Raw genomic sequence first — 24,344 nt, 5'->3', positions numbered from 1 at the left:
GATTCTCTTGCTGCGATGCGAGCAGCGTCCTGTTTCTTACAAAACATCCTTCCGATACACCGGCAACTCCCCGCTCCTTCCTGTTTGACGGTGATGATCCGATGCCAACGCTAGCCGCGGTTCGGCCGCAGAAGGTAACGGTCATCAAGATTCCTTTCTTTTGTTGGCCCGTTCCCATTTCCTGACGATGAACGCCTGGTGCGCAGGCAGGATCGCCGTGACCCGCTCATACCCCCTCGGGACTTCGCTCTGCTCCTGAAAGGCGCACCAGACCCTGCCTACCGCCTGTGAAATCGCCCCAGCGGTGACCTCCAGTTCTTTTACGTAATAGGCTTGAGGCTTGCCTAAAACAAGCACCCCGTGCGCTATTTTCAGCGTCTGAGCCGAGACGTTAAGGTGCCTGATGGCGCTCGCAAATTGCTCCTCAGTCATCGTCTTTTTCGTCATGAATTTTCGCTCACAAACAGCTCCGCACTCGAAAGCAAAACGAATCCGCACCCGCTATCAGATGGCACAGTTTAGCTAAACGCTCGTAGGGGTCAACGATTTGGACCGTTATACACAAAGCTCAGAAACGAAAAAGGCCCTAAGGGGCCTTTTGATGCGTTTCGATGCTCAGTTCATTCAACGCTTTTCGGCTTGTACGACGAGACCAGACAGGTCGCCGCTGTCAAAGCGGCGAAGTGCAGGAAAAACGTAAACCCTGCGTGGCTTCCCGGTGTGTCCCAGTGCCAGACCGTCAAGAACCCGCGGTAGGCAACATCAAGCGCCATGACCCATCTCAGGACTGGCCAAGTGAGCACCAGCAGCATCCAAAGCGCCCGAGCGAGCCCCGAGATGGCTTTCCTCAGCTTGCCCGGTGCAGGGCGCGTCTGACTTGGCGTCGGCTCAGTCGCAACTTCAGGAGTCGCTTTTGCCCCGGGACGCTCTGGAAATTTGTATAGGTTGTTGGCCATTACCTGCTCTCCATGCAAATGCGAGTAAATTCTAACTCCGAATACGTGGCGCATGCCTGAAGCGTGCCGCCCAATCGCTCGGGGACGCAATCAAAACGGCCATCAGCACTCAGGCTTATCGGCCGTATAACGACGCGCCGGATTCACGGCCGCGCCGAATTCACGCAGGGCCTTGGCGCCGATCAGCAACGGATAGTTGAAATGACTGCGATCGACCAAGTTGACCTCCACGGTGCGTTTCACGTTGCCCAGGCACAGCTCAAGATCGACAACCGGGCGCTTGGTGGGATCGGCCGGCTCTTCGTCATCGTCGCCTTCGGAACGGCCCTTGATCCGGCTGATGCGCGACACCTTGTGCTCGTAGACTTTGCTGTCGGCGTCCTTGGTCGCCAGACGGAAACGCACCCAGTCATCGCCATCGCGCTTGAACAGTTCGATGTCCTTGGCCGACAGCGATGCGGTCAACGCGCCGGTGTCCATCTTGGCTTTGAATGTCTCGCCGATCTCCGAGACCTGAATGTATTCGTAACGACCGTACAACGTCGGTTCGGCAGCCATGACAGGCAAAGCCAGCAAAGACATAAGCGCCAGAAGGGATTTCACGGATCTGATTCCTCGTGATGAATGGGCGGGGCGTGTGCCCGGTTTAGACCGTCACTCTGCCGATGGTTCGCGGCAGGCTTCGCGCTCAGGGCCAAGCGAGCCAAGCATAGGGAGCCTACTGACAAAGGCGTGAAACATTCGTCGGTATCGCCAGGGATTTTGCGCCAACCGCGCGGCCTGCTTATCATTGCGCGCCACCCTGTCGACCGCGAGTGCCTTATGCGTCACCTGCTCACCGGAATTGCCGTCACGCTGCTGCTTCTGCTCAATACGCTGGTGCTGATCGGCCCACTGATGGTCTTTGCGCTGCTCAAGTTGGTGTTCCAGAGCGAGATGCGCGACAACTGCTCGGTGGCAGTGATGTGGATCGCCGAGACCTGGTGTGAAATCAACAAGCTGATTTTCAAAATCTGCCTGCCAACCCAGTGGGAAATCCGCGGCGACGAAGGCCTGCGTGGCGATACCTCCTACCTGGTCATCGGTAACCATCAGTCGTGGGTAGACATCCCGGCGCTGGTGCAGGCGCTGAATCGACGTACACCCTTCTTCAAATTCTTCTTAAAGAAAGAACTGATCTGGGTGCCGTTTTTGGGGCTGGCATGGTGGGCACTCGATTACCCGTTCATGAAGCGCTACACGAAGGCGTTTCTGGCCAGGCATCCCGAGCTCAAGGGCAAGGATCTGGAAATCACCCGCGAGGCATGCGAGCTGTTCAAACGTCAGCCCGTGACCGTGGTGAATTACCTGGAAGGCACACGCGTCACCCCGGCCAAGAAAGCCCAACAGGCTTCGCCCTATCGTTACTTGCTAAAGCCCAAGGCAGGCGGCGTCGCATTCGTGCTGGCAGCGATGGGTGAGCAGCTGGACGCGGTGCTTGATGTGACGGTCGTTTATCCAAGCGAGCGCATCCCGGGGTTCTGGGACTTGCTATCAGGACGAGTGCCACGGGTGATTGTCGACATCAAGACCCGCGAACTCGACCCTGCGCTGTGGCAGGGCGATTACGAGAATGACCCGGTGTTCCGCGTGTATGTGCAGGACTGGGTCAACCGGCTGTGGCAAGAGAAGGATGCGCGGATCGCCGAGTTACGCGGCGCGATTGCTTAGCACATCCGTAGCAGCAGGCGCCCCGATTGCCGGGGCGCTGCAACTACATTACTTGGCGCCCCAGACACCACTCAACGCCTGCAACGCTGAACCGCCCGCGCCTTGCTGACCGAGGTACTGCAGAATCACCGGCACGAACTGGCTGACCATGCTGCTGTTCATGCCCAGGGCGCTGAACGCCTTGTTCACGTCGCCCATGCTCTGCACATTACCCAGCGCGCTGTCCAAGGCAGAGTTGCTGCTCCCGGAATTACCCAACAATCCACCCAGACCACTCAGGCTGCCGAGGGCCGAGTTGCCGGCCAGTTGATCAAGGCCTGGCACTGATTTGCTCAGTTGCGAATAGTCGTTGCCGGCGAGCTTGTTCTTGGCCAGCCCCAACAAGGCGCCGGTCCCGCCAACCGCTTGCTCCGGGGTGACGTTCAACTGCGTGCCCAGCGTGTTCAATAGCCCGGCTGCCTCGGGCGCGGCGGTTGCCTTTTGCTGACCGCCGGTTGCGTTGGAAACGGCATTGGCCGCGTCATTCAGATTGAAAGCCAAGACCGGCGTGGCGGCCAGCGCCATCAGGCTCGCCAGCGCAGCACTGCGTACGTTTTTCAGTGAAACTTTCATCGCAACAACCTCGTTTGCCGGGAGACCGGCCGTGGCCGGGTAAACACGCGTTGGACCGCCCCTCGAAGGGAAGTTCCACCCGAGGCCTCAGGGTTTGCTCACATAAAACAAACGCTGCGGCTCGAAGGTCCGCGCCAGCCTTTGATCTGCCGCCGTCGAGCCCGCCTGCAGGCGTCGGTGGCGAATGAACGCCTTATCGAAATGCTCGCCGCTGTGAAGCTTCTCGCGCAGGCTGATCAAGCGCGTACCGCCCCGATGATCGGCGCCACGATAAAGCGGTTCACTGAAAAGGCGCACCTGGGAGTCGGGGCTACCCCCGGTGGATGTCAGCTGAACCTGGGTGATGATCGCGAAACCGGACAACCAGGGCGACCAGAGCCGGGACACGTCGGCAGCGAAACACTCACCCGGGGTGAAATCAGCCTCGCAGTCCGCCAGCTCACGGTAGGTCGGCGCGATGCGCACATGTTGGCGGTAAGCGGCGCGGTATCCGGCCTGGCAGACCGCCGGCGCCATACCGGCCCAGACGCAGGCGTTGGGGTTTTCAAAGAACACCTCCGACGATGCCCAGCCCGAAGAAACAGGCTCGAGATGAGCGCTCGTCAGCGTGGCGGGCAAGACAATGAGCGGCATCGCGACGAGGAAATGAATCGATGTTCTAACCCACCAGACAAGCATGCATGACCCGCCACCTGAAAAACCGGCCGGACAAATAACACGGAGATAAGGCAGCTGAAACAAGCAGGAATGGAATTCTAACGCTCCCCAACCATTTTCAGAAACGCCCTACAAATGCCGGACTAGAGGCCTACGTCAGGCATAAAAAAAGCGACCCGAAGGTCGCCTTTTGAGAGCGTCATAGGATCACGCGGCGCTGAACAGTTTGTGCGGGTCGATGACGAATTTCTTCGGCACACCGGCATCGAACTCGCCGTAACCGCGCGGGGCGTCGTCGAGGCTGATGACTTCCACGCCAACCACGTCGGCAATGTTGATGCGGTCCCACATGATCGCCTGCATCAGTTGACGGTTGTACTTCATGACCGGCGTCTGGCCGGTGTGGAAGCTGTGGGATTTTGCCCAGCCCAGACCGAAACGAATGCTCAGTGCGCCGACCTTGGCGGCAGCGTCCACGGCGCCCGGGTCTTCCGTCACGTAAAGGCCGGGAATGCCGATCTTGCCGGCGACGCGAACCACGCCCATCAGCGAGTTGAGTACGGTGGCCGGTGCCTCGGCCTTGGCGCCCGCGTGCCCATGGCCCCGTGCTTCGAAGCCTACGGCATCGACGGCGCAGTCCACTTCAGGCTCGCCCAGCAGATCGGCGATCTGCTCGTGCAGCGGGGTGTCTTTCGAGAGGTCGGCGATCTCGAAACCCTGGGCCTTGGCGTGCGCCAGACGCACCGGATTGACGTCACCGACAATGACGACTGCCGCGCCAAGCAAGCGCGCTGAAGCGGCGGCGGCAAGCCCCACGGGACCGGCGCCGGCGATGTACACCGAGCTGCCCGGACCAACACCGGCAGTCACCGCGCCGTGGTAGCCGGTGGGCAGGATGTCGGAGAGGCAGGTCAGGTCGCGAATCTTCGACATCGCCTTGTCGCGATCAGGAAGTTTGAGCAGATTGAAGTCGGCATAGGGCACGAGCACATATTCGGCCTGGCCGCCGGTCCAGTCGCCCATGTCGACATAACCGTAGGCACCACCGGCGCGGGCCGGGTTGACGGTCAGGCAAACGCCGGTGTGTTGCTCTTTGCAGGAGCGGCAACGGCCGCAGGCGACGTTGAAGGGCACGGACACCAGATCGCCGATTTTGAGGTTCTCGACATCGCTGCCCTTCTCGATCACTTCACCGGTGATTTCGTGCCCCAGTACAAGACCGACCTGGGCTGTCGTTCGCCCACGCACCATGTGTTGATCGGAGCCACAAATGTTGGTGGAAACCACGCGCAAGATCACCCCGTGCTCGATCTTCTTGCCGCGCGGGTCCTGCATTTTGGGATAGTCGATTTTCTGTACTGCGACCTTGCCCGCGCCGAGATACACCACACCACGATTACCAGACATGCCATCACCTCTTTATTTATTGTTGGATAGAGAGTGGATCGGTTTCGAGCGGCAAGCTACACGCCGCAAGAAGTGTGCACGCCGCCTTTTCTTGCGGCTTGAAGCTTGAATCTACCACCTACAGCACCACCGTCCTGTTGGCATTGAGAAACACACGTCGCTCGATGTGATAACCCACCGCTCGCGCCAGGGTCAGGCCTTCGATGTCGCGGCCCTTGGCGATCAGGTCTTCAGGGTAGTGACTGTGGTCGACCACTTCGACGCCCTGGGCGATGATCGGCCCTTCGTCGAGGTCGTTGTTGATGTAATGTGCCGTCGCGCCGACCAGTTTCACGCCCTTGTTGTAGGCCTGGTGATACGGCTTGGCGCCTTTGAAGCCCGGCAGCAGCGAGTGATGAATGTTGATAGCCTTGCCATCGAGCTTGCGGCACAGCTCCGGCGACAGCACTTGCATGTAGCGGGCAAGCACCACCAGTTCGGCGCCGGTGTCTTCGATCACCTTCATCACCCTGGCTTCCTGGGCCGGTTTGTCATTGGGGTCGAGGGGAAAATGGTAGTAGGGAATGTCGTGCCAGCGCGCCAGTGGCTCAAGGTCCGGGTGATTGGAGACCACGGCGACCACGTCCATGGACAGCTGATTGATGCGCTGTCGGTAGAGCAGATCGTTAAGGCAGTGGTCGGCCTTGGACACCATGATCACCACCTTCGGGCGATAGTTCGGGGCGGTGAGCTCGAAGATCATGCCGAAGGATTCGCCGCGCTCGGCGAGGCCTGCACGGAAAGACGCTTCGTCAAACCCGTCCGGTTGACGGAATTCGACGCGAATGAAGAATCGGCTGGACAGCCGGTCATCGAACGAATGGTGCTCGGTGACGTAACAGCCCTGCTCGAAGAGATAACGCGTCACCGCGTCCACCGTGCCCAGCACGCTGGGGCAGTCGGCGGTCAGAATCCAGGTATCGGGGGCGCGGCTCATAGGTATTCCTTGATCGTGTGGTCAATCCGGGATCAGGCAGCGACGCTCAAACCATACTCCGCACTCGCATCCTGCAGCCACATCCACCAGTAATCGGCGAAGCTTCGGCGGATGACCAGTTCCCAGGCCTCTTCGCCGGTACGGCGGATCACCAGTTGCGATTTGGCGAATACCGTGCCGATGGCCTTGCCGACCGGGAAATTGTTCGGGTGTACGTCGTAGCTGGTGGATTTCATCAGCACTTCGCGGACCTTCGGGCCGGTCAGTTCCAGCAGCGATTGCCCGCCGCTGACGTTGACGACAGCGATGTGTAAACCGGCGAGCGCTTCGCGCAGCGTCTGCTCGACGGCGAACTCTTCACCGGTCGGGACGATCAGCAGCCACTCATCCGGGCCAAGCCACTGGATCGAGCTATCGCCGCTTGAGACCAGCGCCAGCGCGCCCGGCAGTTCCATGCCCAGCGCCTTGTGCACGCCGGCCGCGAACGCCGGATCGTGCCCATTGCCACGAATGGTCAGATGGCCGAGCAGTTTTTTCTCCCGCAGCACGACGCCCGGATTGCTGCGGCCTTTGCCGATCAGGCTCTGCAGGTCAGCATGAAACAGCGGCGACTCGGCTTTGGCGTCGGTCGCTGGCCGCTGTTGGTAAACGTTGGCTGTGGTCATAGAGCACCTGTGTTGAATTCTGTTGTTTCAGTGAACACGTTCCCGTAGGAGTGAGCTTGCTCGCGATCGCGGTGTGTCAGTCACCAGATGTATGCCTGATCTCACGCCATCGCGAGCAAGCTCACTCCCACAGGGATGTAAGCAAGCCAAGACTTACTCCACGTTCTGCTGATCACCCTTCGGATCAAAGAACACCGAGGACACGATCTCCGCCTCGATCACCGAGCCATCCGCCAGTGGCGCAAACACCCGCTCGCCCATGCGCTTCAGCCCGCCCTTCACCACACCCATGGCAAACGAGTAACCCAGCGAGTTCGCCGCATAACTCGACGTCACGTGGCCCACCATCTTCATCGGAATCGACTGCTTCGGATCGAACACCAGTTGCGCGCCTTCCGGCAGCCACTGAGTCGGATCAACCGGCTTCAGACCGACAAGTTGCTTGCGATCTTCCCGCACGCAGTCCTCTCGATTCATGCCGCGCTGGCCAATCCACGAGAACGGCTTGGTGCGGCCGACACACCAGCCCATATTCAAATCGTCCGGGGTCATCGAACCGTCGGTGTCCTGGCCGACGATGATGAAGCCCTTTTCGGCGCGCAGGACGTGCATGGTTTCAGTGCCGTACGGGGTCAGGTTGTACTGTTTGCCGGCTTCGGCGATTTTTTCCAGAACGCCCATGGCGTAGTCGGCCTGGATGTTCACTTCGTAGGAAAGCTCACCGGTAAACGAAATCCGGAACACTCGCGCCGGCACACCGGCCACCAGCCCCTCTTTCCAGGTCATGAACGGAAACGCTTCACGGCCCAGGTCGATGTCGGTCACTTCGCTGAGCAGCTTGCGGCTGTTCGGCCCGGACAGGGTCAGGGTCGCGTAGTGATCGGTGACGGAGGTGAAGTACACCTTCAGGTCCGGCCATTCAGTCTGTTGATAGATTTCCAGCCACTGCAGCACGCGTGCGGCGCCACCGGTCGTGGTGGTCATGATGAAGTGGTTATCGGCGATGCAGGCGGTCACGCCATCGTCGAAGACCATGCCGTCTTCCTTGCACATCAGGCCGTAACGGGCCTTGCCCACGTCCAGTTTGGTCCAGGCGTTGGTGTAGATCCGGTTCAGAAATTCCCGCGCATCCGGGCCTTGAATGTCGATCTTGCCCAGTGTCGATGCGTCCAGCAGACCGACGCTGTCGCGCACAGCCTTGCATTCGCGGCGCACGGCGGCGTGGATGTCTTCACCGGCTTTCGGGAAATACCACGGACGTTTCCACTGACCGACGTCTTCGAATTCAGCGCCGTTCTTGACGTGCCAGGCGTGCAGCGCGGTGAAGCGCACAGGCTCGAAGACGTGACCGCAGTGACGGCCTGCGATGGCGCCGAAGGTCACCGGCGTGTAGTTCGGGCGGAACATGGTGGTGCCCATTTCCGGGATCGACACGTTCAGCGAACGGGCGGCAATCGCCAGGCCGTTGACGTTGCCGAGCTTGCCCTGGTCGGTACCGAAACCCAGCGCGGTGTAGCGTTTGACGTGCTCGACGGACTCGAAACCCTCGCGGGTCGCCAGCTCGATGGCCGCTGCAGTGACGTCATTCTGCAGGTCGACGAATTGCTTCGGCGCCCGCGCAGTGCCCTTTTCGTGCGGTACCTGAAACAGCGCCAGTGTCGGCTCTTCCACGCGGCTCAACGCTTTGGGCAGTACGCCTTCGACCGGTTTGAAACCGGCCTCACTGGCGGCTCGAACACCGCCTTCAAAGCCATCGGCCAGTGAGTCGCCGAGGGCGTAGACGCCGTTCACACCGCCGACGCAGACACGTTTCTGCGGCGCTTCGCCCGGCACGAAACCGAGGATGTCCTCGCGCCAGACCGGCTTGCCACCGAGGTGCGAAGCCAGGTGAACGATCGGGCTGTAACCCCCGGAGCTGGCCACCAGATCGCAGTCGAGCCATTCACCAGGGCTGGCCACTTTGTGGGCTTTGACATCGATGGCAGCCACGCGGGCGGCACTGACGCGCTTGCTGCCACGGGCTTCCACCACGGCGCTGCCGGTCAGGATCCGAATGCCTTTGGCGCGGGCCTCTTCCACCAACGCACCGCGCGGGTTGTGACGCGCATCGGCGACGGCCACCACGTGCAGGCCAGCGTCGAGCCAGTCCAGCGCCACGCGATAGGCGTAATCGTTGTTGGTCGACAGCACCAGTTTCTTGCCCGGCGCCACGCCATAACGGCGCACGTAAGTAGAAACGGCGCCAGCCAGCATGTTGCCCGGTACGTCGTTGTTGCCGTAAACCAGTGGACGCTCGTGGGTGCCGGTCGCCAGCACCACGCGCTGGGCGCGAACCCGGTGCATACGCTGACGTACCTGGCCGATTGGCGCGCGGTCGCCGAGGTGATCAGTCAGCCGCTCGTGAATGGTCAGGAAATTGTGATCGTGATAGCCGTTCACCGTGGCGCGCGGCAGCAGGGTGACGTTGGGCAGGCCTTTGAGTTCGGCCACCACCATCGCTACCCATTCCGCTGCCGGTTTGCCGTCCAGACTTTCGCGGCTGTCCAACAGGCTGCCGCCGAATTCTTCCTGCTCGTCCGCCAGGATGACCCGAGCACCGCTGCGCGCAGCCGCCAGTGCAGCGGCCAGACCTGCAGGGCCGGCGCCGACTACCAGCACGTCGCAGTGCTGGTTCATGTTGTCGTAGGTGTCCGGATCGAGCTCAGTCGGCGAACGCCCCAGGCCCGCCGCTTTGCGGATGTACTTCTCGTAGGTCATCCAGAACGACTGCGGGTACATGAAGGTTTTGTAGTAGAAACCCGGCGGCATCAGCTTGCCGCCGACCTTGCCGAGAATGCCCATCATGTCGGTGTTCACGCTCGGCCAGCCGTTGGTGCTGGTCGCGACAAGGCCCGAGTAAAGCGCCTGTTGCGTGGCGCGCACGTTGGGAATCTGCGTGGCTTCGGTGGCGCCGATCTGCAGCACCGCGTTCGGCTCTTCGGAACCTGCCGCAAAGATGCCGCGGGGCCGCGAGTACTTGAAGCTGCGGCCGATGATGTCGACACCGTTGGCCAGCAAGGCGGCGGCCAGGGTATCGCCTTCAAAGCCCTGGTAGGTCTGGCCGTTGAAGTTGAAATTCAGGACTTTGCTGCGATCGATGCGGCCGCCGTTGGGCAGGCGATTGGACTGGCTCATAGCTGATCCCCCTTTCTGATCGCAGGCGCAGGGTTGACGAACTGAGGCTGCGTGCCGATCGGATAGGTTTCGAGAATTTCGTAGGTCACGGTGTCACGCGTGGTGTTGAAGTACTGCCGGCAGCCCGCTGCGTGAATCCACAACTCGTGGTGCAGGCCGCGCGGGTTGTCGCGGAAGAACATGTAATCGCCCCACTCTTCGTCGGTGCAGGCCACTGGGTCCAGCGGACGCGGGATATGGGCCTGACCGGAGACGTGGAATTCCTCTTCGGAGCGCAGTTCGCCACAGTGAGGACAGAAGATGTGCAACATGGGAAAGTCCTCTGTTAGTGGGCTACGGCTGCAGCGCCGTGTTCATCGATCAATGCGCCGTTGTGGAACCGGTCGATTGAGAAGGATTTGGCCAGCGGGTGCATTTCGCCTTTCGCCAGGCTTGCAGCAAACACGTTGCCCGAGCCCGGCGTCGCCTTGAAGCCACCGGTGCCCCAACCGCAGTTGAAGAACATGTTCGGCACAGGCGTCTTGGAAATAATCGGGCAGGCGTCCGGCGTGGTGTCGACGATGCCGCCCCACTGGCGGTTCATGCGCACCCGCGACAGCACCGGGAACATCTCGACGATGGCCTGAATGGTGTGCTCGATCACCGGGTACGAGCCGCGCTGGCCGTAGCCGATCCAGCTGTCAATACCGGCACCGATCACCAGATCGCCCTTGTCGGACTGGCTGATATAACCGTGTACGGCGTTGGACATGATCACGCTGTCGATGATGGGTTTGATCGGCTCCGATACGAGCGCTTGCAGCGGATGGGATTCCACCGGCAGACGGAAACCGGCGAGCTTGGCCATGTGGCCGGAATTGCCGGCCGTCACCACGCCGACGCGCTTGGCGCCGATGAAGCCCTTGTTGGTTTCAACGCCGATGCACACGCCGTTTTCTTTGCGGAAGCCGGTCACTTCGGTCTGTTGAATCAGGTCCACGCCCAACGCATCGGCGGCACGGGCATAGCCCCAGGCCACGGCGTCATGACGCGCCACACCGCCGCGACGTTGCACGGTGGCGCCGATGATCGGGTAGCGGGTGTTTTTCGAGCAGTCGAGGTACGGAATTTCTTCAGCCACTTGCTTGCCGTTGAGCAGCTCGCCATCGACGCCGTTCAAGCGGTTGGCGCTGACGCGGCGCTCGGAATCACGCATGTCCTGCAGGGTGTGGCACAGGTTGTACACGCCGCGCTGGGAGAACATGACGTTGTAGTTGATGTCCTGGGACAGACCTTCCCACAGTTTCATCGCGTGTTCGTACAAGTGCGCGGATTCGTCCCACAGGTAGTTGGAACGCACGATGGTGGTGTTGCGCGCGGTGTTACCGCCGCCCAACCAGCCTTTTTCGACCACAGCCACGTTGGTGATGCCGTGCTCTTTGGCCAGGTAATAGGCCGTTGCCAGACCATGGCCGCCGCCGCCCACAATCACGACGTCGTAGACCTTTTTCGGGGTCGGCGTGCGCCACATGCGCTGCCAGTTTTCGTGGTGGCTGAGGGAGTGTTTGAAGAGGCCGAAGCCCGAGTAATGCTGCATGGTGCGACTCCTGACTCAGCGGTAAACCGGGAAATCGGCGCACAGCGCGGAGACCTGCTCGGCAACGTTGGCCTCGACATCGGCGTCGCCGAGGTTGTCGAGGATGTCGCAGATCCAGCCGGCCAGCGTGATGCACTGGGTAACTTTGAAACCGCGCGTGGTCACGGCGGGGGTGCCGATGCGCAGGCCCGACGTCACGAACGGCGATTGCGGATCGTTCGGCACGGCGTTCTTGTTGACGGTGATGTGCGAGCGACCCAATGCCGCGTCAGCGTCCTTCCCGGTCAGGCCCTGACGGATCAGGCTGACGAGGAACAGGTGGTTATCGGTCCCGCCCGAAACGACGTCGTAACCGCGATCAATGAACACCTGCGCCATGGCCTGGGCGTTGTCGATCACTTGCTGTTGATAGGCTTTGAAACCCGGCTCCATGGCTTCTTTGAAGCAGACGGCTTTGCCGGCAATCACGTGCATCAATGGGCCACCCTGTGCGCCCGGGAACACGGCGGAATTAAGCTTCTTCTCGATCTCTTCGTTGGCTTTGGCCAGGATCAAACCGCCACGTGGACCGCGCAGGGTTTTGTGGGTGGTGGTGGTGACCACATCGGCGTACGGCAGCGGGTTCGGATACAAACCGGCAGCGACCAGACCGGCGACGTGGGCCATGTCGACGAACAGCAGCGCGCCCACTTTGTCGGCGATCTGACGGAAGCGCGGGAAATCCAGGGTTTTGGAGTAGGCCGAGAAACCGGCAACGATCATCTTCGGTTTGTGCTCGACGGCCAGTCGCTCGACTTCGTCGTAATCGATCAGGCCGGTGGCAACGTCGATGCCGTATTGAACGGCGTTGTACAGCTTGCCCGAGGACGACACTTTGGCGCCGTGGGTCAGGTGACCGCCATGGGCCAGACTCATGCCCAGCAAGGTGTCACCCGCTTGCAGCAGCGCCAGGTAAACCGCGCTGTTGGCCGACGAACCGGAATGCGGCTGGACGTTGGCGTAATCGGCGCCGAACAGGAGCTTGGCGCGATCGATCGCCAGTTGCTCGACCTTATCGACGTGCTCGCAGCCGCCGTAATAACGTTTGCCGGGATAACCCTCGGCGTATTTGTTGGTCAGGCCGCTGCCCTGAGCCTGCATCACGCGCTTGCTGGTGTAGTTCTCCGAGGCGATCAGCTCGATGTGGTCTTCCTGACGCTGCTCCTCGGCACTGATCGCGGCCAACAGTGCATCGTCATACCCCTGAATCTGGTCTTGCTTGCTGAACATCGCGGTTCTCCCAGCGGCGGCGCGGCGCCTGAATGATCGACAGGGCCTTGAGCTGCCCTTTGGCCACGATGGTATGGCTGACGCTGACAGCCCAGATGCCTACGCACGCCACACAAAGGCGCGTTTACGACATGGGTCAACGGGGAGCGAGATTTGCGCGGTTCTGCGCGCAGCAGACTGCCGGTCCTGAGCATGCCGCGAATCCTCGGCACGCCACAACGCCTCAGACCAATGGGCGCGGGGACTGTCAAAACTGACAGTATTCAAATAGCGATGACGGGCTTACTTTTGGGCCAACGGAATGCCAGCTACTCAATCAAGGGAATGATCATGGGCACAATCGCAAGGTCGCATACGCTAACTCCCCAGCTGTGGAAAAGCCTGAGGGGGAAACACGTCAGTCGGCAGGGGCCTGCTACCGAGCCGCTGCTCTTTCTGACTCAAGGCGTGTTTCATACGGTGGATATAGAAGGCTCGGTCAAGCTGAGGATTATTCGGGAACTGAACTCAACTGAGGCGCTGATTGCCGTCTACGTCGAGGATTCGGACGAAGTTCTTTCGGCCACAGTCGCAGTGGGCGATGCCAGGCTTTATGCGACCCCCCAAGACATCGTTCATCAGGACGGCGGCTACTATTCGGTCATTCTCAAGATCATTTCCTATCCGGACGCAGAAGTGGTCGCCGATATCTACTTATGGGAACTACCACCCATCGCGGCACCGCTGTCCGTCGAATCCGACCTTGCGCTGTATCTTCCAAAAAGCTCGACTTTTTACGTAAGTCCCTCTGAAGAAGACATTGTGATGGACAGAACGTTGAGACTGTCTGCAGACCGCCAAGTATCGGTGAACATCCGTACTGTTGAGGGACGTAGTTACTCGAAAACAGTCACGGAAGCCGAAGCAACTCGATGTGCCGCGCCCGGTGATTATTACGTGGAGAGCGGTTCCAATGAGTTGTCGGTCGTATACGGCATAACCACTCGTCCCGAATCAGCCTCATCGCCGATCCTCAAGCATATGTCGCTGCCGGATGCGCCGAGGTCCCGTCATGAGCTCGGCAAATAAGTAACGATATTCAGTGTTTTGCGCAGTGAGCCCGTCCAGTCCGAAGCAGGTAGACCGAGTGTCGCAATCGGACCGTTTTGGCAACGCTCGACAATACATCTGGAGCATCGCAAATCCACTCTCTTTTACGAACCACGGCGGCATCACCTGTCATTTCTGACAGTAGACGTGCATGGCGCATGAGCCTAAATTGAAAGTGCAGTTGATTTGGGATAAGTGGCTTCAGCCCTGAGCATTACTACTTGACGATCCCAGCAAGCCTGAACCCCAAACTTCAGAGTTATTGAGCGCATGTAAACCTAATACTCATCCAAGCTAAAAAGGACTGACGACATGACTGACACAAATAACGTTGAAAAACAGTATATAAAGCTAACAGCGGGACCCATTCCAATCAATGAAGCAATGTTCTATGTTTATCCCGGTGACTGGTACCGCTGGATACCCTCTGGAGGCGATCAAGTGGTCTTATACAGAGTGTTCGACTACGACACGGATATGCAGGAAGTCGCTGTAGGATTCTACGCCACCACACCCGGAGGCCAGGAAAAGATAACCAAAAAAACAGATCCAGCGCTGGATCTCATCACCAACGGTTATTACTTTAAGGTTCAGGCCAACGACTACATTCGCATTGACTTTTTGAACACGTTCAAAGTCTTCAATAAAAATGTTGTTTTTGATGAGCTCGCAGACGAGGCAACGGTTGAGCTTCTGGTTGAGGCCGTGGAGGATCAGAACAAACCGCGAGTGTCATTTCGTCCGCCCTCACAGGATCGACGAGTCACCGATGAATTGTAAACGCTTGCAAAACCTAAGCTCTCCCCTGCTACTGCAAGGGAGAGTTTGATAATTGAATCAGAGTAACTTCGCAGGCAGCAGTCCATCCGCCCTGAACATCCCGCGAATACCGCGTATAGCCTGACGGATACGGTCCTGATTCTCGATAAGCGCAAAGCGCACATGGTCGTCGCCATATTCACCAAAACCGACGCCAGGCGACACGCAGACTTTGGCTTCGGCCAGCAGTTTCTTCGCGAACTCAAGTGACCCCAGGTGCGCATAAGCCTCGGGAATCTTGGCCCAGACGTACATCGACGCTTTCGGGTTTTCGACCATCCAGCCCAGTTCGTGCAGGCCTTTGACCAGCACGTTACGACGCTGGCGGTACTGCTCGGCGATGTCGAGCACGCACTGTTGATCGCCTTCCAGCGCAGCGATGGCGGCGACTTGCAGCGGCGTGAACGTGCCGTAGTCGTGGTAGCTCTTGATCCGCGCCAGGGCGTTGACCAGCTCGGGGTTGCCGACCATAAAGCCGATCCGCCAGCCGGCCATGTTGTAGCTCTTGGACAGGGTGAAAAACTCCACCGCAATGTCCTTGGCGCCTGGGACCTGCATGATCGACGGGGCTTTCCAGCCGTCGTACACGATATCGGCGTAGGCCAGGTCGTGAACCACCAGCACGTCGTACTGTTTGGCAAGGGCAACGACGCGCTCGAAAAAATCCAGCTCGACGCATTGAGCGGTCGGGTTGGACGGGAAACCCAGAATCATCATCTTCGGTTTGGGGATCGAGCCGCGAATGGCTTTCTCCAGCTCGGCGAAGAAGTCCACGCCCGGCACCAGTGGCACGGAGCGCACCTGGGCGCCGGCGATCACGGCACCGTAGATGTGAATCGGGTAACTGGGGTTCGGCACCAGGACGGTGTCGCCCTGATCCAGCGTGGCGAGCATCAAGTGCGCCAGGCCTTCCTTGGAGCCGATGGTGACGATGGCTTCATCTTCTGGGTCGATGTCGACGTCGTAGCGTTTTTTATACCAGCTGGAAATCGCCCGACGCAGGCGCGGGATGCCACGCGAAGTCGAGTAGCCGTGAGTGTCTTCACGTTGGGCGACGGTGACCAGTTTCTCGACAATGTGCGGCGGCGTTGCCCCGTCGGGGTTGCCCATGCTCAGGTCGATGATGTCCTCACCACGACGACGCGCAGCCATTTTCAGCTCGGCGGTGATGTTGAACACGTAAGGGGGGAGTCGATCGATGCGCGCAAAGCGGCGCAGCGAACCTTGGTCTGCCATGGAAACCTCTGAAGACGTAAGCGCCCGGAACCGTCCGAGCGACGCTGGCCACTGCGGTGGCCTGAGGCGGAAGATACGGGCGGTGACGGCGGTTTGTCTAGAGCGACACCGAGAAACTGATGGTGCTCACACGGGCCTCTTCCCGGCTGAAGCCGGTCCGACTAATACACCGAGTTCGACAGTAGGACCGGCTTTAGCCGGGAAGGCGTCGGAGGTCAGGACATAAAGCCCAGGGCGCACACGCTGCGTAAATGTCCTCCAAACCATTGTCATCCGATGATCTGCCGCAGCCCGAAGAGCAGCAAAAAATGCACCGGATAAATCGGGTACGCCCACCGCCGCATCGGCCACATCCCGAATGTCGGGCGCCCGCGAACAATCGCTAACCCCAACAGCGGTGCCAGCAGACAGGCCGTCAAGGCGCCGATGGAAATCGGGTCGCCCCACAGCATGCCATCGATGATTTTCGGCCACTCGTTGCTCAACAAGCAGACAATCCCCGGCACAATCGCCAGCCATAACGAGGTCCGCAACACGAGCACAAACGCCAGCGGCAGCAACACCCCATACATGCCGAACATCAACTGCGGTCCAAACAGCACACCGATAACCAGGGCAGCGATCCCCAGCAGCCGCGCCGGCCATGACCGACTCATCCCGCCCTGTGCAACCAGCAAACCCAGCGCCAGCGTCGGCAATACATTGAGCGTCGTGACCTCACCCGCCATGTAAATCCGATAGGGCAGCTCCGCGATCACAGAAAACACGGCCAGCCAGGCCAAATATTTCCACTTGATCGACGAGTCCACTTCGCGCCGGCCAGTGCGCACGACGTTCACCGCGATCGCCAGGCAGAACCAAGGGAATGCCAGGCGCCCCGGTACGTACAGCCAATTGGCGTGCCAGCCGACATAGCGCAGGTGGTCCATCACCATGCTCAGCATCGCCAGCCACTTGAGCAGGTCCAGCGCGCGATCACGCGCGGGTAAGGTCACTGATTTCGTTTCGGTCATATTGCTTCGCTGCCTGGCTGAATTTTCCGACGCAAGAATGCATGACCAAACCGATCAACTTTGGTTACAGTCGCAGGCTTCGATTACAGGGAACCGGCCATGTCAGACCAAAGCCAGCAGTTTGCCAGCGACAACTATTCGGGAATCTGCCCGGAGGCGTGGGCGGCCATGGATCAAGCCAACCACGGGCACCAGCGTGCCTATGGCGACGACCAGTGGACAGCGCGCGCGGCCGATCAATTCCGTCAGTTGTTCGAAACAGACTGCGAGGTGTTCTTCGCCTTCAACGGCACAGCGGCCAACTCCCTGGCGCTGTCATCCCTCTGCCAGAGTTACCACAGCGTCATTTGCTCGGAAACCGCCCACGTCGAAACCGACGAATGCGGCGCGCCGGAGTTCTTCTCCAACGGCTCCAAACTGCTGACCGCATGCAGCGAGAACGGCAAGCTGACACCCGCGTCCATTCGTGAAGTCGCGCTCAAACGCGCCGACATCCATTATCCGAAACCCCGAGTGGTCACGCTGACCCAAGCCACGGAAGTGGGCAGCGTGTATCAGCCGCAAGAGCTCAAGGCCATCAGCGAGACCTGCAAGGAGCTGGGCCTGAACCTGCACATGGACGGCGCCCGCTTCGCCAATGCCTGCGCATTCCTGGGTTGCTCGCCTGCGGAGCTGACCTGGAAAGCCGGCGTTGATGTGCTGTGCTTCGGCGGCACCAAAAACGGCATGGCAGTGGGCGAGGCGATCCTGTTCTTCAATCACAAGCTCGCCGAAGACTTCGACTACCGCTGCAAACAGGCCGGGCAACTCGCCTCGAAGATGCGTTTTCTGTCGGCACCGTGGGTAGGTTTGCTGGAAAACGACGCCTGGCTCAAGCACGCACGCCACGCGAATAGCTGCGCGCAGTTGCTGGCGGATCTGGTCAAGGATATTCCCGGGGTGGAATTGATGTTCCCCGTGCAGGCCAACGGCGTTTTCCTGCAATTATCGGAAGCGGCCATTGCTGCGCTGACCGCACGAGGCTGGCGCTTCTACACCTTCATCGGCGTCGGTGGCGCGCGCTTCATGTGTTCGTGGGACACCGAAGAAGCCCGCGTAAGGGAGCTGGCAGCGGATATCCGGCTGGTGATGGGAAGCTGAAAACAGCTGGCCCGTCACCGGCAGGTTGCAGCCCATCAGCAGTCAGCGGATGGGCTGCACCGGAGCCTCACCCCTGAGCAATCACCTTCTCGATCACCTCGACCGTCGCGCTGACCTTGTCTTCATAACGGCTCAGCGCTTCGGCGTGTTGTTGCTTGAGTTCGATCTGCTTTGAACACAGGTTCAACGCCGCCAGCACCAGCAAGCGGTCGCCGATCAGCGTCGGGTAACTGCGCTTGGTTTCGAACAGTGCTGATTTCAGCATCGACACAGCGTCCATCAAAGTCTGCTCTTGGCCGGCAGGTGCCTTGATCGTGTAGTCGTTGCCAAGGATGGAAATAACCTTGGCGCCGTCCTGATCGGTGATCATGCGTCAACCGCGCTGACGCTGGTGGCGCGATCGACCAACGCCTGAATACGCGCAGCCGTTGCACCCTGTTTCTCTTCCTGCTCCATCAGGCTCAACTGCAGACTGTCGTTGTCATCCCTGGCTTGTTTCAACTCTTCGGCGAGTTGTGCGTTCGTGTTCTGCAGCTCCTGATTGTGCTGTACCAGGTCACTGACGAGCTTTTCCAACTGGCTTAGGGATGCTTCCAACATTTTGATATCTCAGGCAAATTTCAAAGGGCGCGTACGATAAAGAAAAGTCACTTTAGCTACCAGTGAAATCAGGGCATTCATGCCACTACACCGACCAACAAGCATCTCTACAACTCTATTCCGCAAACGCATAGCGGCCCTGATTGACTCCATTTTTGCGATCTTGTTCCTGCTGCTCGTCAGGTCATCGACTGCGACATAACCGCGCAGCGCAGAGCAACGGGATCAAGTCCCCGTAAAGACGACCGATAAACCGTGCATCTCTGTCCCTTCTCACTTTCGCCTCGCATGGATCGCGGCCTCTCTGGAACCGTAATGTCCCTACGTAATTTGAATATAGCGCCCCGCGCTTTTCTCGGATTTGCCGTCATCGGCCTCCTGATGCTGATTCTGGGCGTGTTCGCTCTCTCGCAAATGAACAAAATCAACAACGCCAACGTCGCCATGGCCACCAAAAGCATGCCGAGCATCAAGGCGCTGGATAAATTGACCGAAGGCAGCATCCGCCTGCGTGTTCTGTCCTATCGCCTAATGCTGAACCGCGACCCCGACACGCTGCAGAAAACCACTGAATTGTTTGCCATGCGCAACAAGCAGATCGACGACGCCCGGACAATCTACGCCAAGATGATTTCCGCGCCCGAAGAGCAGTCGGCCTACGACCAGTACGTCAAGTTGCTCAACGACTACCGCCAGCTTGAAAGCCGTATGAAGACGCTGAGTCAGGCCAACGACATGACCGAGCTGACCCGTTTGCTCAGCGCCGATCTGCAGACCAACTCAGACCAGATGAACGTGGTGCTCGCCAAGCTGATTGAGATGAATACCCAACAGGTCAATGAAGCCAGTGCGACGGCCACTCAACAGTATTCGAGCGCGTTCACGATGGTCGTCACGCTACTGATCATTGCCACTGTGCTGACCGTGTTGTTCGCCTGGTTGCTCACCAACAGCATCACCCGACCTATCGCTTCGGCACTGAACGCCGCTGAAGACATTGCCGAAGGCGATCTGACGCGCACCATCAACGTGGACGGAACCGACGAAGCAGGCCGTTTGCTGGCCGCGATGCTGAAGATGCAGTCCAAGCTGCGCGACACCCTGCAGCGTATTTCCGGTTCGGCAACCCAGCTCGCTTCGGCCGCCGAAGAGCTGAACGCTGTCACCGACGAAAGCGCGCTCGGCCTCTCCAAGCAAAACGACGAAATCGAACAGGCCGCCACTGCGGTCAACCAAATGACCAGCGCCGTGGAAGAAGTCGCACGCAACGCTGTGAGCACCTCGGAAGCGTCGAAGAACGCTACGACGTCCGCCAGCGATGGCCGTGATCTGGTGCAGGAAACCGTCACCGCCATCGAACGCATGAGCACTGATGTGCAGAGCACCTCCACGTTGATCGGTAACCTGGCGGACGAATCCCGTGACATCGGCAAAGTGCTGGATGTGATCCGCGGTCTGGCGGACCAGACCAACCTGTTGGCCCTCAATGCCGCCATCGAAGCGGCCCGTGCGGGTGAAGCGGGTCGCGGGTTTGCGGTAGTGGCCGATGAAGTCCGCGCCCTCGCCCACCGCACTCAGCAGTCGACCAGCGAAATCGAGCGCATGATCGGCAGCATCCAGGGCGGTACCGAGCAGGCTGTGAACTCCATGCGCAGCAGCACTGAACGCGCCGAGTCCACCCTGAACATCGCCAAAGGCGCAGGCCTTGCGCTGGACACTATCAACAGCGCCGTTGTGGAAATCAATGAACGCAACCTGGTGATCGCCAGCGCGGCGGAAGAGCAGGCCCAGGTCGCTCGGGAAGTGGACCGCAACCTGGTCAACATCCGCGACCTGTCGACTCAATCTGCTACAGGTGCCAACCAGACCAGCGCAGCGAGCAACGAGCTGTCGCGCCTGGCCGTGGATTTGAACGGGATGGTTGCGCGCTTCAAGGTTTAACCGACGTTAAAGCGCCGACTCCACACCGAGTCGGCTCTTTAGGCCGCGGAGAGCGTTTGAGGACGGCGTCAGGCCTCAATACTCAATCCGGACATCCCCCTTCGGCACGCTGCAGCACGCCAGGATGTAGCCTTCGTCCACGTCGTCATCGGTGATGCCGCCGTTGTGTTCCATCTCGACCTCCCCGCTTAGCTTCATCACCTTGCACGTACCGCAGATGCCCATGCCGCATGCCTTGGGAATCATCAGGCCAAGCTTGGCAGCCGCCGCATGGACGGTTTCGCCCGGCGCGACGCGGATACTCTTGCCGGTGTCGGTGAATTCAACCTGATTCAATTCAGCGACATCCAGATCCGGCGCATCGGCGGCCTGTTCGGCATGCTCCACGGCGTCGGCGCGGGCTTCCGGTGGCGTCGCGCCAAAGGATTCTTCATGGTACTGCGCCATGTTGAAACCGTTGGCTTCAAGCAACCGCTTGACCGCACTCATGTACGGCGTCGGCCCGCAGCAGAACACCTCCCGCTCCATGAAATCCGGGGCCATCAGTTCGAGCATCTTCTGGTTCAGATAACCGCGATAACCTGCCCACGGCTCACCCAACCCGTGCTTTTCACAGACGATGTGCAGGGCGAAATTATTGATTCGCGACGCCATCTGCTCCAACTCGCGGTGGTAGATGATGTCTTTTGGCGAGCGCGAACTGTGCACGAAGACCATGTCGACGTTGGCGTTGGTGTCGTAGTACCAGCGTGCCATGGACATGACCGGCGTGATGCCGACGCCGCCGCTGAGGTAGAGGATTTTCGGATTCGGAAAGTCGATGGCGTTGAACAGCCCCACCGGCCCGTGCACCGCCAGCTCCTGGCCTTCGTGCAGCGTGTCGTGCAGCCAGTTTGACACCTTGCCGCCGGGCACACGCTTGATGGTGATAGAAAAGCTATAGGGCACCGAAGGCGAACTGGAGATGGTGTAGGAGCGCATGATCGGCACGCCGTCGATTTCCAGCTCCAGGGTGACGAACTGACCGGGCTTGAAGAAGAACAGAATCGGCTGGTCGGCCATGAAGCAGAACGTGCGTACGTCCCAGGTTTCCTGGATCACTTTGACGACCCGCACCAGATGGCGGCCGTTGGCCCACGTCTGGGTGTTGACCGGGCTGAGGAAACTCTGGGACATACACACTCTCCACGGCCGACGGTCGGCCTCTCATGGTGGCGATTCTGCGTAACGCGCGAGCCGCCTATTTACCTATCAGCGACATTCACATACTTATGGCGACCAGCCCCGGTCTATAGGGGTCGGGCCGTCGGAAACGGATTCGGCCATGTCGCCCATGGATAAGGTTCAGGTCGCGCCCGGCTCCACACTCGCCATCAATTCATTACAGATTCTTTATCCATCGGCCTGGGCGTCAGAAATCACTGCCGCCTCGCGCGCTTCGCTACACACCCACCGTATCAGCCACATTCGTAGACTGCGCAAAGCGCGGCCTGAGGACTTGAAAGATGGACGTCACCGCAACTCTGAGCTTGGGCGATCCGCTGGAACCTGCGCGCAAGGCGACTGCCGAGATGCTGCACACCCGCGAGCGCACTTACTCGCTGCCGCAGCCTTTCTACAGCGATGAGCGGCTGTTTGAAATCGACATGCAGGAAATCTTTCAGAAAGAGTGGCTGATCGCAGGCATGAGCTGTGAAGTGCCGGCCAAAGGTAACTTCCTCACCCTGCAGATCGGCAAGAACCCGATCCTGGTCGTGCGCGGACCGGACGGCTCGATCAATGCGTTCCACAACGTCTGCCGCCACCGCGGTTCTCGCCTGTGCACCAAGGAAAAAGGCAAGGTCGCCAAGCTGGTTTGTCCATACCACCAGTGGACGTACGAACTCGACGGTCGCCTGCTGTACGCGGGCACCGAGATGGGTGCGGACTTCGACATGAAGGCGTTCGGCCTCAAGCCTGTGCACTGCAAAGTGGCGGGCGGTTACATTTTCATCAGCATGGCCAGCAACCCTCCCGCCATCGACGCGTTTCTGCAGACGCTGAATCACTACATGGAGCCGTACGATATGGAGAACACCAAGGTGGCGGTGCAAACCACCCTGGTCGAAAAAGCCAACTGGAAGCTGGTGCTGGAGAACAACCGCGAGTGCTACCACTGCAATGCGTCGCACCCCGAACTGCTAAACACCTTGCTGGAGTGGGACGACGTCACCGACCCGCGCGCCGACCAGGCCTTCAAGGACCACGTTGCAGCCTCCGCCGCCGCCTGGGAGGCCGAAAAAATCCCGTTCGCCCACGCCAGCTTTGGCCTGCGCAACCGCATCGTGCGCATGCCGCTGCTCAAAGGCACCGTCTCGATGACGATGGATGGCAAGCAAGGCAGCAAGAAACTGATGGGGCGCATCCAGAACCCGGACCTGGGCTCGATGCGCATCCTGCACCTTCCCCACTCGTGGAACCACTGCATGGGCGACCACGTGATTGTGTTCACCGTGTGGCCGGTCAGCGCACAGGAAACCCTGGTCACCACCAAGTGGCTCGTCCACAAGGATGCTGTCGAGGGCGTGGACTACGATGTCGCTCGCCTGCGTGAAGTCTGGGACGCCACCAACGACCAGGACCGCCGCCTGGCCGAAGAAAACCAGCGCGGGATTAACTCCGTCGCTTACCAGCCGGGGCCGTATTCGAAAACGTACGAGTTCGGCGTGGTGAACTTCATCGACTGGTACAGCGCCAAATTACTGGAAAACATGGGCGCCGAGCCTGCTTCATATTTGAAAGGTGTGGCGGTTAACCACGAGTAGGGAATTACCTGTCGGATTTGAACTGACACCTTCGCGGGCAACCGCGCTTCTACAGACATTCGTGCTGTAGAAGCGCGCTTGCCCGCGTTGCGTTTTCGGTGGGTGACGGGAATCGGTGTGAGGCTAGCCGTCTCCGCATGCAGTCCAGGCTGCTTTGATAGCTAGCCAAAAAAAAAATGATCATTTTTTGATCATATCGCTCAACCGACCGGATTCAGGGGTTAAACCCCGACCGCGAACATGTTATCCACAGAAGCGCCAACAGCCTATGTGTGTAAGTCTGCCGGCTGCTGTGGAAAAGCATTAAATGGGCTAAAGAACGATAGCAAGGGACCTAGAGCGGCGCTGGATGACCATCATTGGTTAAATATTGACCAAAACCCTACAAGCCAAGTACTGCAAGGGATTCAGTGGATCACGAACATGTTATCCACACCCCCGCTCACAGAGAATGTGGGTAAGAACAGGCTCCGCAGACTCCAGCTTGTGGAAAAATCCCTTAAGAATCCGTGAGATAGGCTGATCAAAAATTGACCACCCAGCTGTGAGCCATACTAAACAAGGCCTGTAGCAATGTCCGAACAGTTTATCCACAGGCGGATCAACAGCGATTGTGGGTAATGCAGTATTACTACAAACCGAATCAGACGCGTCTGACATTCACATCTTTCTCGGAGCGGTAGACTCCCGCCCATCATCG

Annotated in this window: 23 protein-coding genes; 6 read left to right on the top strand and 17 right to left on the bottom strand. The window is 59.4% G+C overall.

Going from position 1 to position 24,344, the window contains the following annotated elements:
• Window positions 1-144: 144 nt before the first annotated feature.
• The 3 genes from M1E04_RS01710 to rloA2 form a co-directional block, all read right to left on the bottom strand.
• Window positions 145-447 (bottom strand): TrfB-related DNA-binding protein, encoded by a 303-nt coding sequence (locus tag M1E04_RS01710; RefSeq protein WP_456292286.1) that lies wholly within the window; start codon window positions 445-447, stop codon window positions 145-147.
• 173 nt (window positions 448-620) lie between these two features.
• Window positions 621-956: a KleE stable inheritance protein gene (kleE, locus tag M1E04_RS01705; protein ID WP_192134972.1), complete on the bottom strand. Its 336-nt coding sequence runs from the start codon at window positions 954-956 to the stop codon at window positions 621-623.
• A 102-nt stretch (window positions 957-1,058) separates the two neighbouring features.
• Window positions 1,059-1,559, bottom strand: coding sequence for a retropepsin-like aspartic peptidase RloA2 (gene rloA2 / locus M1E04_RS01700; RefSeq protein ID WP_065991278.1), 501 nt, complete (start codon window positions 1,557-1,559; stop codon window positions 1,059-1,061).
• 219 nt (window positions 1,560-1,778) lie between these two features.
• Here rloA2 and M1E04_RS01695 point away from each other — a divergent pair, with 219 nt between their 5' ends.
• Complete coding sequence (locus tag M1E04_RS01695) at window positions 1,779-2,666, top strand: acyltransferase (RefSeq protein WP_065991277.1); 888 nt, start codon at window positions 1,779-1,781, stop codon at window positions 2,664-2,666.
• A gap of 48 nt (window positions 2,667-2,714) precedes the next feature.
• Here M1E04_RS01695 and M1E04_RS01690 read toward each other — a convergent pair whose 3' ends face one another.
• From M1E04_RS01690 to glyA, 9 genes are all read right to left on the bottom strand, one after another.
• The gene (locus M1E04_RS01690) at window positions 2,715-3,278 is read right to left on the bottom strand and encodes a DUF2780 domain-containing protein (RefSeq protein WP_456292285.1); all 564 of its coding nucleotides are present in this window, start codon (window positions 3,276-3,278) and stop codon (window positions 2,715-2,717) included.
• A gap of 87 nt (window positions 3,279-3,365) precedes the next feature.
• On the bottom strand, window positions 3,366-3,956 hold the full coding sequence (locus M1E04_RS01685; protein WP_456292284.1) for a DUF1190 domain-containing protein: 591 nt from the start codon (window positions 3,954-3,956) through the stop codon (window positions 3,366-3,368).
• 186 nt (window positions 3,957-4,142) lie between these two features.
• Window positions 4,143-5,342 carry a formaldehyde dehydrogenase, glutathione-independent gene (fdhA, locus tag M1E04_RS01680; RefSeq protein ID WP_296314410.1) on the bottom strand — a complete coding sequence of 400 codons (1,200 nt, stop codon included), beginning with the start codon at window positions 5,340-5,342 and terminating at the stop codon, window positions 4,143-4,145.
• A gap of 118 nt (window positions 5,343-5,460) precedes the next feature.
• A complete protein-coding gene (gene purU, locus M1E04_RS01675; protein WP_065991274.1) occupies window positions 5,461-6,318 on the bottom strand; it encodes a formyltetrahydrofolate deformylase in 858 nt (285 codons plus the stop codon).
• A 32-nt stretch (window positions 6,319-6,350) separates the two neighbouring features.
• Window positions 6,351-6,983, bottom strand: a complete 633-nt coding sequence (locus tag M1E04_RS01670) for a sarcosine oxidase subunit gamma (protein WP_369319177.1) — start codon at window positions 6,981-6,983, stop codon at window positions 6,351-6,353.
• A 153-nt stretch (window positions 6,984-7,136) separates the two neighbouring features.
• The gene (locus tag M1E04_RS01665) at window positions 7,137-10,157 is read right to left on the bottom strand and encodes a sarcosine oxidase subunit alpha (RefSeq protein WP_456292283.1); all 3,021 of its coding nucleotides are present in this window, start codon (window positions 10,155-10,157) and stop codon (window positions 7,137-7,139) included.
• Complete coding sequence (locus M1E04_RS01660) at window positions 10,154-10,468, bottom strand: sarcosine oxidase subunit delta (protein WP_369319179.1); 315 nt, start codon at window positions 10,466-10,468, stop codon at window positions 10,154-10,156. The genes M1E04_RS01665 and M1E04_RS01660 overlap by 4 nt, the downstream gene beginning before the upstream one ends.
• A gap of 14 nt (window positions 10,469-10,482) precedes the next feature.
• On the bottom strand, window positions 10,483-11,733 hold the full coding sequence (locus M1E04_RS01655; RefSeq protein ID WP_456292282.1) for a sarcosine oxidase subunit beta family protein: 1,251 nt from the start codon (window positions 11,731-11,733) through the stop codon (window positions 10,483-10,485).
• Window positions 11,734-11,748: 15 nt separating this feature from the next.
• A complete protein-coding gene (glyA, locus tag M1E04_RS01650) occupies window positions 11,749-13,002 on the bottom strand; it encodes a serine hydroxymethyltransferase (RefSeq protein WP_192134982.1) in 1,254 nt (417 codons plus the stop codon).
• Between the two features lie 192 nt (window positions 13,003-13,194).
• Here glyA and M1E04_RS01645 point away from each other — a divergent pair, with 192 nt between their 5' ends.
• Together M1E04_RS01645 and M1E04_RS01640 are read left to right on the top strand one after the other, a co-directional pair.
• Complete coding sequence (locus tag M1E04_RS01645; RefSeq protein ID WP_456292281.1) at window positions 13,195-14,070, top strand: hypothetical protein; 876 nt, start codon at window positions 13,195-13,197, stop codon at window positions 14,068-14,070.
• A gap of 333 nt (window positions 14,071-14,403) precedes the next feature.
• On the top strand, window positions 14,404-14,871 hold the full coding sequence (locus tag M1E04_RS01640; RefSeq protein WP_192134986.1) for a hypothetical protein: 468 nt from the start codon (window positions 14,404-14,406) through the stop codon (window positions 14,869-14,871).
• Window positions 14,872-14,928: 57 nt separating this feature from the next.
• On the opposite strand, the gene alaC is transcribed toward M1E04_RS01640, so the two are convergent.
• On the bottom strand, window positions 14,929-16,146 hold the full coding sequence (gene alaC / locus M1E04_RS01635; protein WP_192134988.1) for an alanine transaminase: 1,218 nt from the start codon (window positions 16,144-16,146) through the stop codon (window positions 14,929-14,931).
• A gap of 269 nt (window positions 16,147-16,415) precedes the next feature.
• Window positions 16,416-17,159, bottom strand: a complete 744-nt coding sequence (locus M1E04_RS01630; protein WP_456292280.1) for a TraX family protein — start codon at window positions 17,157-17,159, stop codon at window positions 16,416-16,418.
• A 99-nt stretch (window positions 17,160-17,258) separates the two neighbouring features.
• Here M1E04_RS01630 and M1E04_RS01625 point away from each other — a divergent pair, with 99 nt between their 5' ends.
• The gene (locus M1E04_RS01625; protein WP_456292279.1) at window positions 17,259-18,299 is read left to right on the top strand and encodes a threonine aldolase family protein; all 1,041 of its coding nucleotides are present in this window, start codon (window positions 17,259-17,261) and stop codon (window positions 18,297-18,299) included.
• 67 nt (window positions 18,300-18,366) lie between these two features.
• Here the strand turns inward: M1E04_RS01625 and M1E04_RS01620 are convergent, their stop codons facing one another.
• Together M1E04_RS01620 and M1E04_RS01615 are read right to left on the bottom strand one after the other, a co-directional pair.
• Complete coding sequence (locus M1E04_RS01620; RefSeq protein WP_065991262.1) at window positions 18,367-18,669, bottom strand: cell division protein ZapA; 303 nt, start codon at window positions 18,667-18,669, stop codon at window positions 18,367-18,369.
• Complete coding sequence (locus M1E04_RS01615; protein ID WP_065991261.1) at window positions 18,666-18,899, bottom strand: hypothetical protein; 234 nt, start codon at window positions 18,897-18,899, stop codon at window positions 18,666-18,668. The genes M1E04_RS01620 and M1E04_RS01615 overlap by 4 nt, the downstream gene beginning before the upstream one ends.
• Window positions 18,900-19,214: 315 nt before the next feature.
• Between M1E04_RS01615 and M1E04_RS01610 the strand changes: the two genes are divergently transcribed.
• The gene (locus M1E04_RS01610; RefSeq protein ID WP_410935247.1) at window positions 19,215-20,840 is read left to right on the top strand and encodes a methyl-accepting chemotaxis protein; all 1,626 of its coding nucleotides are present in this window, start codon (window positions 19,215-19,217) and stop codon (window positions 20,838-20,840) included.
• A gap of 75 nt (window positions 20,841-20,915) precedes the next feature.
• Here the strand turns inward: M1E04_RS01610 and gbcB are convergent, their stop codons facing one another.
• Complete coding sequence (gene gbcB / locus M1E04_RS01605) at window positions 20,916-22,016, bottom strand: glycine-betaine demethylase subunit GbcB (RefSeq protein ID WP_065991259.1); 1,101 nt, start codon at window positions 22,014-22,016, stop codon at window positions 20,916-20,918.
• Between the two features lie 329 nt (window positions 22,017-22,345).
• Between gbcB and gbcA the strand changes: the two genes are divergently transcribed.
• Window positions 22,346-23,644 (top strand): glycine-betaine demethylase subunit GbcA, encoded by a 1,299-nt coding sequence (gene gbcA, locus M1E04_RS01600; RefSeq protein WP_410930432.1) that lies wholly within the window; start codon window positions 22,346-22,348, stop codon window positions 23,642-23,644.
• Window positions 23,645-24,344 lie beyond the last annotated feature (700 nt).

It is taken from the genome of Pseudomonas sp. AK106 (genome assembly GCF_053903055.1).
The sequence above is the reverse complement of the archived record's forward strand: the minus strand, read 5'-3'. Positions and strand labels throughout refer to the sequence as shown.